At 57.8% G+C, this 18,351-nt stretch carries 12 protein-coding genes; 4 read left to right on the top strand and 8 right to left on the bottom strand.

The features are described from left to right. Window positions 1-39 precede the first annotated feature (39 nt). From BCCGELA001_RS11120 to BCCGELA001_RS11105, 4 genes are all read right to left on the bottom strand, one after another. Window positions 40-1,353 carry an HlyD family type I secretion periplasmic adaptor subunit gene (locus BCCGELA001_RS11120; protein WP_060735301.1) on the bottom strand — a complete coding sequence of 438 codons (1,314 nt, stop codon included), beginning with the start codon at window positions 1,351-1,353 and terminating at the stop codon, window positions 40-42. Beyond that, the gene (locus BCCGELA001_RS11115; RefSeq protein WP_144441251.1) at window positions 1,350-3,284 is read right to left on the bottom strand and encodes a type I secretion system permease/ATPase; all 1,935 of its coding nucleotides are present in this window, start codon (window positions 3,282-3,284) and stop codon (window positions 1,350-1,352) included. Before BCCGELA001_RS11115 ends, BCCGELA001_RS11120 begins: the two co-directional genes overlap by 4 nt. Window positions 3,285-3,378: 94 nt before the next feature. Then, on the bottom strand, window positions 3,379-5,814 hold the full coding sequence (locus BCCGELA001_RS11110) for an Ig-like domain-containing protein (RefSeq protein WP_083543329.1): 2,436 nt from the start codon (window positions 5,812-5,814) through the stop codon (window positions 3,379-3,381). Between the two features lie 602 nt (window positions 5,815-6,416). Next, a complete protein-coding gene (locus BCCGELA001_RS11105) occupies window positions 6,417-7,454 on the bottom strand; it encodes a glycosyltransferase family 2 protein (RefSeq protein WP_060735300.1) in 1,038 nt (345 codons plus the stop codon). Between the two features lie 609 nt (window positions 7,455-8,063). Here BCCGELA001_RS11105 and BCCGELA001_RS11100 point away from each other — a divergent pair. Beyond that, the gene (locus BCCGELA001_RS11100; protein ID WP_060735299.1) at window positions 8,064-8,969 is read left to right on the top strand and encodes a hypothetical protein; all 906 of its coding nucleotides are present in this window, start codon (window positions 8,064-8,066) and stop codon (window positions 8,967-8,969) included. A gap of 116 nt (window positions 8,970-9,085) precedes the next feature. On the opposite strand, the gene BCCGELA001_RS11095 is transcribed toward BCCGELA001_RS11100, so the two are convergent. Continuing rightward, on the bottom strand, window positions 9,086-10,507 hold the full coding sequence (locus BCCGELA001_RS11095; protein ID WP_158511615.1) for an O-antigen ligase family protein: 1,422 nt from the start codon (window positions 10,505-10,507) through the stop codon (window positions 9,086-9,088). A 303-nt stretch (window positions 10,508-10,810) separates the two neighbouring features. Here BCCGELA001_RS11095 and BCCGELA001_RS11090 point away from each other — a divergent pair, with 303 nt between their 5' ends. Together BCCGELA001_RS11090 and BCCGELA001_RS11085 are read left to right on the top strand one after the other, a co-directional pair. Further along, window positions 10,811-12,217: a nucleotide sugar dehydrogenase gene (locus BCCGELA001_RS11090; RefSeq protein ID WP_083543328.1), complete on the top strand. Its 1,407-nt coding sequence runs from the start codon at window positions 10,811-10,813 to the stop codon at window positions 12,215-12,217. Window positions 12,218-12,292: 75 nt separating this feature from the next. Continuing rightward, window positions 12,293-13,513 (top strand): glycosyltransferase family 4 protein, encoded by a 1,221-nt coding sequence (locus BCCGELA001_RS11085; RefSeq protein WP_236840889.1) that lies wholly within the window; start codon window positions 12,293-12,295, stop codon window positions 13,511-13,513. Window positions 13,514-13,799: 286 nt separating this feature from the next. Here the strand turns inward: BCCGELA001_RS11085 and BCCGELA001_RS11080 are convergent, their stop codons facing one another. From BCCGELA001_RS11080 to BCCGELA001_RS11070, 3 genes are all read right to left on the bottom strand, one after another. After that, window positions 13,800-14,525, bottom strand: coding sequence for a polysaccharide deacetylase family protein (locus BCCGELA001_RS11080; protein WP_060735296.1), 726 nt, complete (start codon window positions 14,523-14,525; stop codon window positions 13,800-13,802). Further along, the gene (locus BCCGELA001_RS11075; protein ID WP_008557382.1) at window positions 14,522-15,688 is read right to left on the bottom strand and encodes a glycosyltransferase family 4 protein; all 1,167 of its coding nucleotides are present in this window, start codon (window positions 15,686-15,688) and stop codon (window positions 14,522-14,524) included. Before BCCGELA001_RS11075 ends, BCCGELA001_RS11080 begins: the two co-directional genes overlap by 4 nt. A gap of 89 nt (window positions 15,689-15,777) precedes the next feature. Further along, window positions 15,778-16,638, bottom strand: a complete 861-nt coding sequence (locus BCCGELA001_RS11070) for a glycosyltransferase (protein ID WP_008557380.1) — start codon at window positions 16,636-16,638, stop codon at window positions 15,778-15,780. 625 nt (window positions 16,639-17,263) lie between these two features. On the opposite strand from BCCGELA001_RS11070, the gene BCCGELA001_RS11065 reads away from it, so the two are divergent. Beyond that, complete coding sequence (locus BCCGELA001_RS11065) at window positions 17,264-18,328, top strand: Gfo/Idh/MocA family protein (RefSeq protein WP_060737601.1); 1,065 nt, start codon at window positions 17,264-17,266, stop codon at window positions 18,326-18,328. The last annotated feature ends 23 nt before the right edge of the window (window positions 18,329-18,351 follow it).

Genomic DNA, 18,351 nt, shown 5'->3' with positions numbered 1-18,351 from the left:
GCCCTGGGGCGCCGGCGGCGAATGCTCGCGCGAAAGATCTCAACGCTCCTTGAACGCGTGCCCCGCCTGATCCTGCAGCGGCTTGAGCAGGTATGACAATGCGGTCCGACCTGCGGTCTTGATGAACACCTCGACCGGCATGCCGGGCAGCAGCTTGGCCGAGCCGAGCTTCGCCAACTCCTCCGGCTTCAGCAGGACGCGGCCCGTATAGTAGCTCGTGCCGGCGCGCTGATCTTGCGTAATATCTGCCGAGACCATGCTGACCTCCCCATCGATTTCGGGCGTGGTCTTCTGGTTGAACGCTGCGAAGCGCATCGTTGCGGTCTGTCCCACATAAACTTGGTCGATATCGCGCGGTGCGATCTTGACCTCGATCGCGAGCGAATCTGCATCAGGTACGATCAGCATGATCTGCTCGCCGGGCGAGATGACGCCGCCAACAGTGTGGACGTTCAGCTCGTGGACGCGGCCGGACTGTGGAGCCCGGATATCGACCCGGTTCAGCTGATCAACCGCGGCAGTCTTGCGCTCGCTCAGTTCGGAGAGTTTCGAACGTGTTTCGATCAGGTCCTTGCCGACTTCCGTCCGCAGGTCCTGGTCGACCTGAATGGTCTGGAGTCCGATTTCCGAGATCTTGCCCTTCGACTGAGCAATCATTCCGGCGAGCTGGCTGCGCTCGCCTTCGATACGGGCGGAGTCGCGTTCGAGGGCATTGAGCCGCGTGATCGGCACCAGATTCTTTTGCCAGAGGCTGCGCACGCCCTCCAGCTCCTGGCGGATGAATTCGACTTCCTTCTGCTTGGCCTCGGTCTGGCCCATATAGCCCTTGATCTCGTTCTCCAGCTGCGCGCTTCTCTCCTGCAACTGCGCTTTCTGGCCGCTCCTTGCCTGACGACGCAGGTCGAACAGCTTCCGCTCCGCGGTGATTGCACGGTTCGCCTCGGAGTTGCTCTCCTTGGCGCGGTCGAGCAGCACCTTGGGGAACACGACCTGGTCGGCGCCATCGCGCTCGGCCTCGAGACGAGCCTGCCGTGCGAACAGCTCATCGATGCTGTTGGTGACGATCGTCGCGTTCGCGAGCGTCTGGGTCTCGTCGAGGCGGATCAAAATGTCGCCTGCCTTGACCCGGTCGCCTTGCCGCACCCGCAACTCTCCCACGATCCCGCCCGTGGCGTGCTGGACCTTCTTGACGCTCGAATCCACAACAACCACGCCTTGGGTGATGACCGCGCCCGACAATTGGGTCGTTGTCGCCCAGCCGCCGACCCCGAAGGTCACCAGAGCCAGCATGATCATTCCGACGACCATGTAACGCTGGATGGATTGCAGCGCCGGCGCCACCTGACCGCTCATCGGCCACCTCCTTGAGCTTCCCCGACAACTTTGAGCGGTACCGGATTTCGCAACACTTTATTGAGAACCTCCTCTTTCTTGCCGAAGGACTGAACCCTGCCGTCTCCGAGACACAAGACATGGTCAACCGCTTCCAGCGCCTTCGGGCGATGGGCGACAACGGCGACAATTCCTCCCCGGCGGCGCACGTTCATGATCGCCTCGGTTAAGGCCTCCTCGCCCTCGGCATCGAGATTGGACGAGGGTTCATCGAGCACGACCAGGAAGGGCTTGCCGTAAAACGCGCGCGCAAGCCCGATGCGCTGCCGCTGCCCGGCGGACAGCGCCAGTCCTCCCTCGCCGATCTTCGTGCTGTATCCGTCCGGAAGGGAGAGGATGAGGTCGTGCGCACCGGCGGAATGTGAGGCTTCAAGAACAGCGGCGGCGGTTGCCTGCTGGTCGAATCTTGCAATGTTCATGGCAATGCTGCCGTCGAACAATTCGACATCCTGGGGCAGATAACCGATGTGCTTGCCGAGGGCGTCCGAAGACCAATGATCGAGGGCGGCATTGTCGAGCCGGATCCGGCCTCGAACGCACGGCCACACCCCAACCAGCGCACGTGCCAGCGTCGACTTGCCGGACCCGCTTGGACCAATGATTCCGACCGCCTGCCCGCTCCGAAGCTGGAATGACACTTCGCTGAGGGTGGGCCTCTCGCAGTTCGGAGCGCCGACATAAAGATGCTCGGCGGTGAGGGTTTCAACGGGCGCAGGCAGCGCCAACCGCTCCTGCTCTTCGGGCAGAAGCTTCAGCAAGTGATCGAGCCGCTGTCCCGACTGCCGTGCAGCGACGAAGCCTTTCCAGTTCGCAATGGCCATCTCGACGGGCGCCAGTGCCCGCGCGGTGAGGATCGATCCGGCAATGATGATGCCGGCAGTCGATTCCTGGTTGATGACGAGGACGGCCCCGACGGCCAGGACCAGCGATTGCAGGATTGCCCGGAAGATCTTCGAGGCGCCACCGAGTCCGTTCGCGACATCGCTGGCCCGCTCTTGCGCCGCGAGGTACTTCGCGTTGGCATCGCGCCAACGCATCGCCGCCTGCTGGCGCATGCCCATGGCCTGCAAGACTTCGGCATTCCGCCGCCCCTCGAGCACAAGGGCAGTTCGCGATACGGCCAGACGCGAGGTTGCCTTTGCCGGCCCTCGGGTTCGAGCTTCGGTGAGGATCGTAATACCGACAAGCACCAGCGCGCCGGCCAGCGCAGTGACGCCGATCCAGAAGTGAAAGAGGAAGCAGACGCCGAGATAGATCGGCATCCAGGGCAGATCAAACAGCGCCGTCGGCCCGCCGCTCGACAGGAAGCTGCGGACCTGATCAAGATCCCGCACCGGCTGCAAGCCGTCGCCATCTGCCCTGGTCTTGAGAGGCAGACGAACAAGCGCGTCGAAAACGCGAGCGCCGAGCATTTCATCGAAATACCGCCCGACCCGGGCACTTATCCTGCTCCTGATGAGGTCGAGCCCACCCTGAAACAGGTAAAGCACCGTCGCCAGGACCATCAAGGCGATCAGTGTCGGTATGCTGCGCCCGGGCAGCACCCGGTCATACACTTGCAGCATGAAGAACGAACCGGTGAGCATGAGGAGATTGCTCATCCCGCTGAAGGCCGCGAGCGCCCAGAAAATCCGGCGGCAAGACCGCAGGAAGGCCGACAGCTCCGACTGCGAATCGTCATAGTCATCCGCCGGCCGCCGTCGACCGGTGAATATTCGCTGCCGCAGAGCTTCGATCGGGCGCTTTGCCCAATCGACCAGTCGCGATGTCCGCAGTTCGGCGTTTTCCGCCCGCTGCCGTCCACCCGCCCAGAGCTCTGATATGTGAAGAAGTGGAATTTTAATGAGATTAGCAGGCGGGGGGAATGCCCCCCGCCGTCCGAAGTCCATCATGGTAGCCGCCCTTGAACCATGCCTTTGTCTGAAGATCCCCCAAGAGATCCCCAAGGCAGTTGTTGAGTACTACTTGGTGTGGGATGCCCACACTTTACGCGAAGTGGAAGTCCTGGCTGGTCAACGAACCGACCTTCATGTTCTTCAGCGTGAGCGTGTCGCCCCCCGTCGCGATGACGACGTCCTGACCCGATTGGGTCGCGTGGGAGAGAACACTCGCAAAGCTGTCGAACACGCTCTTGCTGAACTGGATCGTGTCGTGAGCAGGTCCGCTGGCAGTGAAGTCTCTGATGACATCGTTGCCGAAGTTCGCGGCAAACGAGAACGTGTCGGCCTTGGTGGTGCCAAGGAAGGCGTCATTGCCTGACGTGCTCGTCTGTACGTTGCTGCTCGTCGAGCTCGAAGTCGCAGCGAGCTGGGTGGTGCTCGTGGACGCCGTAGCTACGCTTGACGTACCGACCTGCCCATCGCCGTTGAGATCCTGATGGAAGCTCGTCTCGAGCGATTTAAGGCCGGAGTTCGTGCCCGACACGCCCGATCCAGAATCCTTCAAGGCGCTCACGTGGGAAACGTAGTTGCCGTTGCTGTCGGTATTCCAGGCCGTGTACTTGCCGGTGCTCCCCTCCTTCCAGACGACCTGATAGCCCGTCGCCGTCTTTTCCGCAGCGATAGGAGCCCAGGCACCATCTGAACCATCGATGAAGGCCGCACCGCCATGCTTCAGCGTGGGGCCGGTCCCGGTGCTGCTGTTGAGGTAGAACTTGTCACCACTCTCAACGAGACGCGTCGCACCGGCCGATTCGATCACCGTGCCAGCGGCAGGCGACGTCGGTGAGGTCGGTGACGTAGGAGACGTAGGTGTGGACGTGGTGGAAGTACCGACCTGTCCGTCACCGTTCAGATCCTGGTGGAAGGTGGTCTCGAGCGATTTAAGGCCAGAGTTCGCACCCGACACGGCGCCGCCCGACGTGGAGCCGGTCAGGCTGCTGACGTGGGAGAGATAGTTGCCGTTGCTATCGGTGTTCCAAGCGGTGTACAGGCCGCTGCTCGCCTCCTTCCAGGCGACCAGGTAGCCCGTTGCCGTCTTTTCCGCGGCAATGGGCGCCCAGGTGCCATCCGATCCGTCGACAAACGCCACCCCGCCCTTCTTCAGCGTGGGGCCCGTCCCGGTGCTGGTGTTGAGGTAGAATTTGTCGCCACTCTCAACGAGCCGTGTCGCACCGGCCGACTCGATCACCGTGCCAGCAGTGGGCGACGTCGGCGTGGTGGGGGTTGTCGGGGTGGTGGGTGTCGTCGGTGCGGTTGGCGACGTCGAGGTGACGCTCGCCGTGACAACGGCGGACGCCGCGCTGGTGTTGCCTGCCACGTCCGTCGCCTTCGCCGTGAGGCTGTGCGCACCGACAGCAAGGGCTGCGGACGTATAGGCCCACACACCGCTCGTGTTCGCGGTCGCGGTCCCGATCTGGGTCGTGCCGTCGAACACCTTGACGACACTGCCAGCTTCGGCATTGCCCGACATCACCACCTGATTGGCGCTGTTCACCTTGTTGCTGGCAATGGTCGGCGCGGTCGGCGCCTTGGTATCAACGGTGATTGCCAACGCAGATGACGCCGCGCTGACCTGCCCCGACGAGTTGGTCGCCGTTGCCGTGAGCGTATGCTTGGCGTCCGTCAGGACCTTCGTGATGTAATCCCAGTTTCCGCTCGAATTCGCAGTCGTCGAACCAATCTGGGTGGTACCGTCGTAGAACTTGACCGTGCTGCCGGCGGCGGCAGTGCCCTTGAGCGCGATCGTATTGTCGTTGGTGATCTTGTCACCAGAGGTGCCGCTATCGGTAGAGAACGAGGCGATAACGGGAGCGGATAGCTCCGTCGGCGCCGTCGGCGCAGTCGGCCCTTCGACTGGCAAAGGGGGCGCAATGAGATCACCAGGGACGAGTTGACCATTCACAATGGTCGCGGAGCGCACATTCTCCCACTGCGTGATGTGGATCTTCGCATTGACCTGCTGAAAGAGAAAGTCGCCGCCGTCAAATGGGCCCACAAAATACACGTCCTTGAGGGCGACGTAGCAATCGTCAGCATCCGCCGCAATACGCAGGCCATACGGACCACCCTCGAACACGACATTATTGAAGGTGAACTTGCCACTGTAACCATCTGCAACCCACACTCCAGCGGTTGCGTTAGCGTCATGCGAGACGATCGTGGAGTTCGTGATCGTCAAACTCCCGGTGGCGCCGGGAGCATAGGCCTGAATACCGTCAGCATGATCGCCCGACAGTCCCGTTGTTTCGATGTAGGAATTATTGATCTTTACATCGCCGCCCCCGGCAATACGCACACCTTCCCTCGAACTAATTCGAACTTCGTCGAGGGTGAACGAGCCGCTGCCCACGACGGACGCAACCGAGCCGGTGTCGGTGATGCTCGTGTTCGAAAGCGTTCCGCCATTTCTTAGCGTGACCGACTGCGAAGTAGTCGCGTCGCTAAACCTTGGGTCATTCCAGCTCAGAGGAATGGTCGCCATAAAGTCTTCTCCTAGTAGATTAGATTCACCCCCGCCGCGCGCTCATTTCGATTTCCCCGAGCGACGGCTCCCCATGCGCGGCCCTGCTGGCGCAGCGCCGTTGGGGCTTCTCTTCCAGACGGGGGGAGGCTTTTTTGCGACGACACCACGGCCCACCCAAGGTAATTTCTTAGCTACCCCGTCAAAGTTGCAGCGCGCAGATTTAATCGACTTTAATGTCTTAGTTCGGTCAAGCACTCGTGCACCGTTGAAAGGGGTCACAGAGAACGAACGAAGACATAAGAACGTATGCTTGATTCGAGGGCTGCCGTCACGACCAGTTGGCGGCGCGCCGGAGCGGCCTAAAAAGTAGCAATAAATTAAATTATTTAATATCGCCATTATACCCCTCGGCTGAGGGACTCAAATCGCCGAAAAAGCTGAGGCCTCGCCGCCCCGGAATATGGGCCGCTGACGATCACTTCACCTGTGATGACCGTCGTCGATCTCCGGCTCGATTGCGGCGGGACGATCAGACCGAGGCGGGCCATGCCGGCGGAGGACATTTCAGCAAACTCAAAATTCGCGGCCGGCGCCGAGATGCTGATCGAGATTCTCGCAGATTAATCGAGCCGTTGCGGTTCAAGCGCGACATCCGGCCGCCCTGTCTTGCCTTTGGCGCCGTCGAGCAAACCTAGGAAAGCGATTCTTCCGGCAGACAAGGAGCCTTTGAGCGCGTAGCGCACCACGAACAACAGTCCGACCCCGAAATGGCAGATCCAGCGCGATCCCGCAAAACGCCGCGCAAAGACAATGCCATTGCGCGCAGACAAATAGATCGAAAGATGCGAGCGCTTCTCGGGGACAACGGCCGAGCCGATGGTCGTTCCTCCAATATGGCGGACGATGGCTTTGCTCGCGAAGCCGATGCGATGCTTTCCCCGCCGCCGTCCCCAATCCAGATCCTCCATATAGAGGAAATAATCCTCGGCCATGAGACCGACGTCTTCGACGAACGCTCGCGTTGCCAGAACGCATGCGCCGCTTACCGCATCGATCCGGTCGAGGGCCTCGACCGAGGGTGCACTGCCAATTGCCGCATTCCTTCCTATGGCAACAACACGGCCTGTCGTTCGAGACCAACACAGTCCGTAGTTGATGATCTTGTCGGGAGCATTGTGAAAGACCAGGCTTCCGCCCACCATGCCGAAGCCCTCGGCAGACTTGGCAATCAATTCAGACAGGGCGCGGCGATCCACTTCGGTATCGGGATTCAGGACAAGCACTGCGCCCCAGCCGGGGACGCCAATTAACGGCTCGAGCCACGCGTTGACGCCACCTCCGTAACCCAAGTTGTCAATCGCGAGTCCGACTCGGACAATATTCGTGCGATCCTGAAATCGGCATTTCACTACTGCGGCCAGTCGCTTCTGTGGCTGGTCAAGAGTTTCCGACGCATCCGAATTTCGTTGCAACGTTCGGTCCGGCCCCACAAGCGCACTCAGCAATTCCCTGTAGGCTGCTTCCCCGCCATTTTCGCAAATGAAGACCTCGAACTGATCCCAATCCGAACGAGCGAGCGACTTCAAGCAGCGATCGACGTCATCGGCATTACGGTAGGAGACGATGATAACGACAAGCTTGGCGCTAAAGGTCGACATGGCACAGACGCCTTTTCATTTGCTATCGATGCTCCCGGACAACCATTGCGCACTTGACGGCTTGCACATGCTCGACCGGGGCGTCCGAACAAACGCCGATCTCAGACCAATTGCTGAGATCAACAGGGATGTGCAACCGACGAGTGGTCGTCATTGCAGATAGCAACACGATCTGCTCACGCGCCCACCTGATCTTGAGCGCCAGCAGGCCTGAGACGCGGGACTCCTGCAGGCTGCAACGAAGGACCCTAGCCCGACACTCCGGCGAATAGGCACCGACGTCCTCGGTGAAAGTGAAGCGTATCGCTCGGACGAGCTCGGTAAAATCATTATTGATATTTCATTTTCTATCAAAAGATGCGAAAGTACTATTAGTAGACATTGGTGCAGTTGAGCACAGGGGTCAAATCGGGACAGCTCGAATTATAGCCAACTGCTCGATTATTCCTAGGCGTAAGCATGAATCAATCGCAGCTTCGGCTCAGAGGTGGCACCCCGCGGCAACTGCCTGCATAGGCGCTCCTCGAACCAACGAAGAACCGTTGCCAAAACGTCGCGCTGGTCATTTGGGTGCAGAGATCCGGCAGACGTCCGCTTCAGGAGAGCTTCATGCGCTGCGGCATGACCTTAACTCTGTTGCTAATAGGGATCGTTGTTTCCCAGCCGACCGTCACCTCAACGCGAATTGAAGCTGAGGAATTGACGTGCCTTGGTTCCGCGGGCAAGGCGTTGTCGAGCGCCTCCCAAGCCAATGGCGTGGGGGAGGCCTGCAGAAGCGGCGCCTTGGCGTCTCCAAGGAAAGAGGTCGCAATACAGCCGGACCACTATCGCACCGCAGAAGCGGGGCGTCCAACGATCGTTCCTGTCGCGACGACTGATCCGGCGGCCGACCCGGCCGACGTTCCGTTGGGCTTCAATGATCCCGTTTATGCCAACGTCGCGACCGGCACCAGTCGCATCGCATTGTCGCCGGATTCGTCCCTGGTCGACGCGTCAATAGTTGAGCACTCGGGAGAGCCGACGATCACCTGCGACGGCTCCTGTAACATTACCCGCGTCCGCATTCAGTCCCGAGAAGGAGTTCGGTGCATCAGCGGCAACATCAACCTGACCTGGGTCTATATCGCGGCTACAGGGGTCGGCAGCGATCACGCCGATGGCTTGCAGTGCTATTCGCCGGGCTCTACCGGAACGGTCACGGTCAAGAACTCGACGTTCAAGATGGCCGGAGCCACGACCGCGGGCTACTGGTCGGCCGACAATTGGCGAGGTTCGCACGTCTTCGAGAACGTGCTATTCGAGGGCGGCAATCACGGGCTCCGTATCCCGGCAGACGGCGGCTCGTCGGTAAGCCTGAAGAATGTTTATTTCGTGCTTGGCTCCTTCCGCTATAGCGCATTTCTGTTCGATACGGTCAACGGCCGACGCATCAGGATCACTCAGTGGGAGAACGTGCGATGGGCGAACTGGCAAGGCGATAAACTTGTTCTTGGACAGTTCATCCCGCGGCCGTAGGCCGTCGTTCTGCAGAGCTTCGAACGCTTCCCGACAAAGCCGGCTACACTCGCCAGCCTTTCTTTTATGAAGGACATCGCTGGATAGCAACCGCCGAAGCGCCCCTCCCGTTCTTCCTAGGAGCGGAGGCGATCCGACGTTGGGCGACCACGCCGCCTTCCAGCCGGTCCGCCGTAACGGGCTTCCGGAGTTCCGTACGAACCACCCGACGAAAGTGAATGAGCTTCGCGCGCGGTTGAGAGATGATCCCAATTACGCGGCTCAAACATCCACATGCCGCTGCCGAGCAGGAACACTAACAGTACGTAAGGAGCATCCCATAAATGGACCGTACAACTGGCGAGTGCCAGCCCGCAAAGGGTAATAATAAGACCCTTCCGGCATTGCGCGACGTCGAACGATAGGTTTCTAAGCCGGCCTAGACCAAAGCAAACCGAAAGCAGGCCGCCGGCGATGAACAGGAGACCGGGAAGACCGTACCGCACGGCAGTAACCAACCAGAAATTGTCCATGCTGCCGCCAAGCCACTCTGGACGTTCCCAATCCTTAAAACCAATTCCAAAGATCGGGTGCTGCATCACTGACTGCGTCCCGAAATACCAGATGTGCACGCGCATATAGGAATTATCGGCATTGAAAGTCAGATACGAAATAAAGACGGTGAAAGGGCTTCGATTGGAGTTCAAATCCACTACAACATAAGCAACAGCAAAAGCTGCGGCCAATATTCCCCATCGGCGCGCTACACGTGCTGTCACCTTATCCCAAATGATCAAGATGGTCTGGACGACGACAGATAGGAGAGCACCGGCAGAAAGCGAGGAGGCGACCGCCATTGCCACGAAACCCGTGGTGAGCCGCCCTCCCCGACGGGAGCCCGAACCAAACACATAAAAGCTCAAGGCGAATACGCTCGAACAAACCACACCATATAGAATGAAGTGTTCGAACGGGCCTTGCGCTCTCCTGAGTCCGAACCTTGGTTCGCTGCCTGCCATACTGTAAACGGAGAAAATCTTGCCAAACGATTGGAGCAAGATTGGGTCTCCCGTGATGTTCTCGTAAACAGCGAACGGCAGAAGAAAAAGGACCATAAGCACCAGAGAACTCACCATTCGCTGAAACGCAAAGACATCTCGAATGTAGCGTCTAGCGAAAAGAAATGCCCCGAAAGTCTCGATGACGAATATGCCCGCAGATTGCAGACCTTGCTCAATGCCGTGCACGCCCACCAATATGGCCGCGCCCCATACCGCCGCCAGAAGCATCAAGATATCAGGAAGTCGTACTCGCCCGACAGATCCGGATAACCAAGCTATCAAACACGGAATGAGCGTCGCCACCAGCACCAGCCGGTAGGGCGACAAACGTGTCGGGCCGAGGTAGAATTGCATCGGCATAGCCAAGGCGAAAACGAAGATCGGAATGAGCAGGGAAATCTTGGGGCTCGGCCAAAGCCGCCTCGCCATGGCTCGCTGAACCGCAGAATCCAGCGAGCCTGCAACCTCACGCGACTCACTCGTTACGAGGCTTACCATCCAATCCATCCCTTAGGTGGATGCGCGCCCCACGGGGAGCATGACGCATTTAATTTCATTATTATTAAACACCGCAAGAAGAACAAGCCCCCCCATTTAAATAATTGACGCCGGCCCGTGACAAGGCTGAAACCGCGGGCGTCCCAGAACCCGCAGGTCAGCCCAAATTGAACTAGCCCCTCGGATTCCGGCGATTCCTATCGGGCTTTCAGTTTATTTAATGCGCTATTTATTTGGTTGCCATCTCGTTTATTTTTAAATATAAGACGGGAATTAATTTGCCCTAGTTCCCGAGAGGCATCCATGGACATGTTCGTTGACCGCCGTTCCCAGTCGGCCTGGGGCACCCTCACCTTTGAAAAAGCAGAAGCTAGCCGGGGGAGCACAACCAAATTCAGGATTTGTGTCTTCGGGATCGGTTATGTCGGCACAGTTTCCGCAGCCTGTCTCGCACGAGACGGGCACGATGTAGTGGCAGTCGATATTAATCAAGATAAGGTCGATCTTCTGAACGGAGGGCTACCGCCCATAATCGAGCCAAGGCTCGCTGAACGTATCCGCTCCGCTGTCCGCGCCGGCCGCCTAAAGGCAACCACCCATTCTCTGGACGCCGTCTCATCGACGGACATTTCGTTAGTATGTGTCGGAACACCCTCGCGGGATAATGGCTCTCTGGAAACATCGTTTGTCAGTCGAGTAGCGCACGAGATTGGAGAAGGTATCCGAACCAGTACGAACTTTCATTCCGTTGTAGTGCGCTCAACCCTGCTGCCAGGCACGATGGAGAACATCGTCCTGCCTATCCTGGAGCGCACGTCTGGTAAGAAAGCCGGTCGAGATTTCGGGGTCGCTTATCTGCCCGAATTCTTGCGAGAAGGAACGGCCATTGCCGACTACGATGATCCAGGAACAATTGTCATTGGCGTAGACAACGATACGGTGACGTTACAGCGGCTTCTGGCACTTCATGCACGCTTTTCGGCAAGGCCTCGCATCCTATCAATTCGCGGCGCAGAGGCAGTCAAGTATGCAAACAACGCCTGGCATGCGACAAAGATCAGCTTTGCAAACGAGATGGGACTGCTCTGCAAGGCGATGGGCGTCGATAGCCACCAAGTCATGAACGTTTTGGTAGCCGACAAGAAGCTGAATATCTCACCAGCGTACCTGAAGCCAGGGTTTGCATTTGGTGGGTCCTGCTTGCCAAAGGACTTGAGCGCTCTGCGCCACGCCGGAAGAAACGCCGATATTGATACGCCATTGTTGGACGCGGTGATGCAAGCGAATGAGAACCAAATTCGAAGTGCTTTCCAACTTGTTGCTGCTACCGGGAAACGGCGTATTGGTCTTGTCGGATTGAGCTTTAAGCCGGACACCGACGATCTGCGCTACAGTCCCATGCTTGAGGTTGCTGAAAGATTGATCGGCCGCGGTTATCAGCTCGCGATCTACGATTCGAACATTCGCCTCTCCCGCCTCACGGGCGTCAACAGGGATCACCTGACGAGTCGCTTGCCGCACATTGCTTGTCTGCTTCGAGAGAAAATGAGCGACCTCGCCTCCTTTGCCGAGGTTATCGTTGTGGGAAACCGCAAGGAGTTTCTAAAGAACTCGTCGATTCTGAAAGGCCAAGATAAAATAATCATCGATCTCGTCCGCATCACGCCGGAAAAGGAGACCGGAAGCGAGTATCGCGGGATATGTTGGTAGGTCCCGGGGACGACCATCATGACCTCGGCATCTGTAGTCGACACCACGCGTCGCACGCCCCGGAAACGAATCTTGATGATCGTCGAGAATCTCCCCGTTCCCTTCGATCGCCGCGTTTGGGCTGAGGCGCAATCATTACACCGGGCAGGCTACGAAGTAGCAGTGATTTGTCCCCGCGGTCCGTTCGCACAGGCTGCGTACGAATCGATTGACGGAATCGAGGTCTACCGCCATCCGTTACCAATCGAAGCTCGCGGCAAGCTTGGCTATGTCGCCGAATACAGCAGCGCGCTATGGTGGGAGTTCGCCTATTCGCTCAAGGTGTTTCTCGGGCGGGGCTTCGACGTGATTCACGCCTGCAATCCGCCGGATCTCATTTTTCTGATCGGCGCGTTCTACAAGTATTTGTTCGGCAAGAAGTTCGTATTTGACCATCACGACCTGAATCCCGAGTTATTCGAGGCGAAGTTTGGACATCGCGGACGGGTTTGGAAGGTACTTGTCTTTCTCGAGCGAATGACTTTCAGAGTGGCCGACATCTCGATCGCCACCAACAGATCGTACGCCGACGTCGCCATCCAGCGCGGACGGATGAAGCCCGACCGCGTGTTTGTTGTCCGCTCCGGCCCAAACCTCGCTCGTGTCCGCGAGCTTGCTCATGACAACAAATGGCGCAATGGCCGCTCACATTTGGTTGCCTATGTCGGTGTCATCGGGGAGCAGGAAGGCATTGATCTTCTGCTCGAGGCGGTACGACACATTACGTCCGCATGCCGACGCACCGATATACAATTCGTCATTATGGGCTCGGGACCGAGCCTTGAGCAGCTCAAACAAACCTGTGCGCGAATGCAACTGTCGGAATTTGTCACCTTCACGGGCAGAATCGACGACACGACGCTTTTCACGATCCTCTCGACTGCGGATGTCTGCGTCAATCCGGATCGACCCAATGCTATGAACGACATGTCGACCATGAATAAGATCATGGAGTACATGGCGCTTGGTAAGCCGATCGTTCAGTTCGATCTAGCCGAGGGACGAGTGTCCGCCCTGTCTGCTTCTCTCTATGCACGCAACACCGACACAACTGATTTCGGCGACAAGATCCTTGAACTCATCGATGACCCTTGTCGTCGACGTGATATGGGCATGTACGGAAGCAAACGTGTCCGCGAGGAGCTGTCCTGGGAGCACGAGGAACCGAAGTTGATGGCAGCTTACGACGCTGTTTTCGACAGAGCCGCTCCGGCGCCGGTCGCGATTCGGAATCCCACTTCTCGGCAAGCTAGATAGTCCCGCTTTTCACACTTGAAGTCGGTCGGCCTCACGTCAAAAGTAAGCGTGGCTCTACGGTCTTTTTGATTGGCGCTTGACGTCTATTCTGATCGCTGCTCGCGCGGGCCTCGCAGCCCGCTACCGTCAAAACGCCACAGCTCGCTTTCGAGGCTCCGACTTGCGCGGTCAGCACATCTGACGCGCGTACCTCGGTGAGGGGATTTCGCCGCATGCATCACGCGTGAAATGGATCGTCAGTCTCGGCACTGAAAACATTCGGCAATCAACTGCGTCCCCTAGGACGCTATCGGTAGCGCCAGCGCATCAATTGGCGATAGAGTCTTAGCTTTGTGCTGACCCTCCAGGCAATGCCACGCATCGCATCCGGATCAAGCAAGTGCATGCGCATATACTCCGCATCCATGTTGTTCGTCAGGCACAGGCGGGAATACAGGAAAGGCTCGAACCCACGATGATGTCCAAGCTGAATTGTAAAGAGGTGTGTATAGCCAGCCTTTAGTGCCGCTCCCCAGACCCGTTGAGAGAAGCGCCCGTATGGAAAGGCGAAAAGGGTAACCTCTTGTCCGAGGCGATCCTCAAGCATCAACTTCGATACCCTAAGCTCCCAGTCGAGCTTTGCATCCGGGACAGTTGTCAGATCGACGTGGCTCATGCCATGTGAGCCGATCGCAACGCCGCCTCTCCCGAGCTCCTCGATCATTTCCCAGCTCATTCGTCCGGGCGAGCCTATGAAGTCTACCGGTATGAAAGACATGAAACCTGGAATCCGACCGGTCGTCATGTAACGAGCATAGACATGTGTGTAGTCGGAAAGAAATCCATCGTCGAAAGTGAGGAGAACCGTGCCGGCGCTGCTGGCTCTCTGATCAGTGCAACGCTCCAGAAACCGCTGAGGTGAGATCAGTCTGTCCTCGTAAATTGCAAAATGCGTATCGAACGTATCGCAGGTCAGACACCACGCATTCGAAGGCGAGGCTTTCACCAGCTCATGATAATTCATGACGATCATAGCGTTTGTATCAACTCTGAGACTCGCCGGCCCCACGTTTGCCAGTTCAATCGAGCCTCGAAAGCATCTCGACTTGATCGTCTTAGGCGCGTCAGCCGATCCGGGTTCGAAAATGTCTCCAAGATAATACTCGCATAGTCCGCCTTTTTGGCATTCGGCGGCAGCAAAATGCCAGTCTCCCCGTCGCTGAGAGCACTTGGAACCCCACCGGTGGCCGGCGCGATGCTGGGCACGCCATGCGCCGCAGCTTCACAGAACACGATACCGTAGCAATCCGCCCTGGTCGGCAGCAGAAAAAAATCCGCTTCGAGATAGAGTTGATCCAGCCGGTCGCGCTGATCGCGATCATTCTTGTCGAGGTAAGGGATGATCGTCAGGCCATCCTGCACGACAGGCTTGGGTGGAGTGCATCCGCAGATTACGAGTTCCGCCTCCAAACCCCTGCCTTTTAGTTCGGCGAGAGTCTCGACCGCGATGTCCGCCCCCTTCTCTTCCCAGTTGGCCCCGATAAAGAGGAGCCGGCAGGGACCCGGCTTGCGGCCCCCCAGCACGGATTCCCGCATCGGCGCTTCTATGAGGTTGGCGCCCCAGGGAATGACATGCACCCGCGTGGGGTCGGCACCATAATCTCTAATGGCAGATTCGGCGGCCCATTCCGATGGGTAGAGGATCAGATCCGCACGCGCGATCGTGTCGCGTTCCAGGCGCTCAGCGGTGGCCCGAGCAGCGCGCGACAGGTTTCGATAGTGTGGATGGTAGTTTTCGACGAGCCGATATGTCGCGTCGGACGCATAAACTAGGGGAACGCCCTTTGGCACTCCCCATGCGAAGCTGGAGCCGGCTGGCGCGAAGACGATGTCGGGCAAGGCTGCGCGGATTCTTCGCTCTGAATCAGCTGCATATTGTGCAACCACGGGTCCCGCATGGAATGGAGAAACTCTACGCCGCAGAAAGGTACGGCAAAGCTTTGAATACGCTTTGTACAACGGGAAGATCGGTGCGCTCAGGGGACCGATATGCACCACCTCATGACCTTCGCTCGACAGCGATTTCGACATATGAAACGGGGTGCCGGACCAAAATCTGACCTCGCGCGCATCGCCGATCGTGGCGAATGCAATCCGCCGCGCTGCCCGGCTGCCGGAGACGTGGCTCTGAATCATTTTATCCCCCACAGACGCCGCAATCGGATGGCCGTACAAGCACCGGCCAGCCTGTCTTTCATCATTCCTACTCGATCTATCGACGGAGTTCATGAGCGCGAGCCGGCGGATAACGTTCGACGTGACGAGTCATCTCGTTGCCACACGGCAGCTTGGACACGAGAAGACCTTTTCGCTTGGAATCGAGCACGAAAATTGACATAACAATAAATCAACAAGCCCGGCCACAAGCGCAGTTCCCTGAATAATCGAATGAGCGATCGGTGGTTGGTTTCGCTCCTATTCACAGAGAGCTCGGGAAAGCGGCGCGCAATTTCAAACACCCCGGCATAGGCGCGACTTCTGACCCCGATAAGCTGCGTGATTGTGCGCGCTGGAAATACTGTCGATCTGACGTCGGGAAGTGTCTCGCGTTCCTCCGCCTTGAATTGAAGGCGAACATAGATGTCATCGGCAATGACGTCTGGAAACTGCCCGAACCGCCTGCGTCCCCCCTCAGATAAGAAGTAGACGCCGGAACCGCCGATACCTTCGCGCGAGGAAGGCAGCCGCGATCGAACCGTGTAGTACTTGCGGACCAGCCAAGAACAGCCCGTTAGATCGATATCAGCCGTTGGCGCTACCGCCAAAACGTCGCCCTTCTCAAGACGCCGTGCGAGAGCGCGAATAGCGTCGAGGGTAATAACAATATCGGCATCAGCATACATCCGCGGAAACGCGCCCGAGACCTGATCGCCGACGTTCAGGGCGTGAGTCTTCCTTGCGATATCGGTTTCGACAACCTCGACAGTTGGACCGAAGCGGCGAGCGACTTTCGCGGTGTCGTCCGTGCACCCATTACAGACAACGACCACGCCGATCTCGTCCGAGGCCCGATCGCAGTCCCATTGGCCCAACAACCGAGGGATTACAGAACTCTCGTTGTGAGCTGGGACGATTATCGAGATCATTGCTGGCCAGGTCGGGATGGATCAGATGTGAGGCAGCAGGTTCGGCAAGCCTCATGACGACTTCGTTCGGTCCTCAGCTGCAATGAGCGCAGCGGCGCTGATCCCAAATATTTAAATCAGGCGCAGATTTAAATCAACGGCAAAAAATATCATCTTAACAAATTAATATTAACCACGCGATTCGGGGCGCGGAAAGGAACGCAAATCCCCGCTGATACCGACGATGGCGTGGATTGAGCTTCATCTCAAGCAAAATCGCCGGCATGGAGCGTCGGCGCGTAGGCGGCCGCGGTTTAATATTGACAGACGCATTATATTTAAATCTGGCTTTTCCATTTCAAATGGTTATAATTCCGCATAATGATTTTTTAAAGAGACGGGTGAGTACCTGATGAATAGACCCACGTTCCACGATTTTGATGGCTGTTTCGCAGGGCGCGCGGTCAATCATCGCTCCTCAGAAGAACTTGGCCACTTGGCAAGCAATATTGCGGCGGGCGGGTTTGGCCCGGCACGCGACAGCTACCCCTGCCCCATTCGCCGTCTCAACGATTTCGAAGTCTGATTTTGCCTGAACTCAGATGAGACGCGCTGTCAGCTTTCATAGAGAGAAATGGTACTAGAGATGTCAAATGGATCCGTCGGCGTCGGCGTTATCGGATACGGCTACTGGGGACCAAACCTCGTCCGCAATTTCGCTTCTCACCCTAGAGTGCGCCTGGTCGGCCTCAGTGACCTCGACTCGCATAAGCTCACGGCGAGCAAGCGGCTGTATCCTGGCCTAGTAACGACAACCTCCTATCACGACCTCCTCAAGAATCCAGCCATTGACGCAATCGCCATCGCAACACCCGTTCATACTCACTATGAACTTGCCCTTTCGGCCCTCAAGGCCGGCAAGCACGTGCTGGTGGAAAAGCCGCTTGCACAAAGTTCGGATCAGGCCCGGCGTCTGATTGATGAGGCTGCTCAGCGCAACCTAACGTTGATGGTCGACCATACCTTTCTCTACACGCCTGCCGTGCAGAAGATCCGCGAGCTCTTGCTCAAGCAGGAGCTTGGCAATGTCTATTACTACGACAGCACACGCTCGAGCCTTGGCCTGTTCCAAAGCGACGTTAACGTGATCTGGGACTTGGCGGTGCACGACATTTCGATCATCCACTATATCTTGGACGAAGAGCCCGTCGCGGTTTCAGCGACAGGGTCATGCCATGTGGCCGGCTCTCCGGAAAACATGGCCCACATCACATTGTTTTTCGACAGCGCATGCGTGGCCCACGTGAGCGTCAACTGGCTCTCGCCGATCAAGGTCCGCCAGACGTTCATCGGAGGCAACAAGAAGATGATTGTCTACGACGATCTTGAACCGACCGAAAAGATCAAGGTGTATGATAAGGGTATCACCATCGACGGCCCCTCCGACAATGCCCATCAATTACGGATCGGATATCGAGCTGGCGATATGTGGGCGCCTCACGTCTCCCCCAATGAGGCTCTTCAGATCGAGGTCGACCACTTTGTCGATTGTGTGCATAGCGGAGCGACACCGATTTCCAGCGGCATGTCTGGACTACGAGTGATCGAGGTCCTGGAGGCGGCGTCGCGCTCGATCGCCGAGCACGGAAAGCCAATTTTTCTGAAACGCGAGCCGCGCTGGATCCGGGAGCAGACGAGAGCGATGGCCTAACCCGTTCAATGGGTAGCATTCCA

It is taken from the genome of Bradyrhizobium sp. CCGE-LA001 (genome assembly GCF_000296215.2).
In the GTDB taxonomy this organism is placed as follows: domain Bacteria; phylum Pseudomonadota; class Alphaproteobacteria; order Rhizobiales; family Xanthobacteraceae; genus Bradyrhizobium.
Note: the sequence above shows the minus strand (reverse complement) of the source record. Positions and strands in the feature narration are given on the sequence as shown.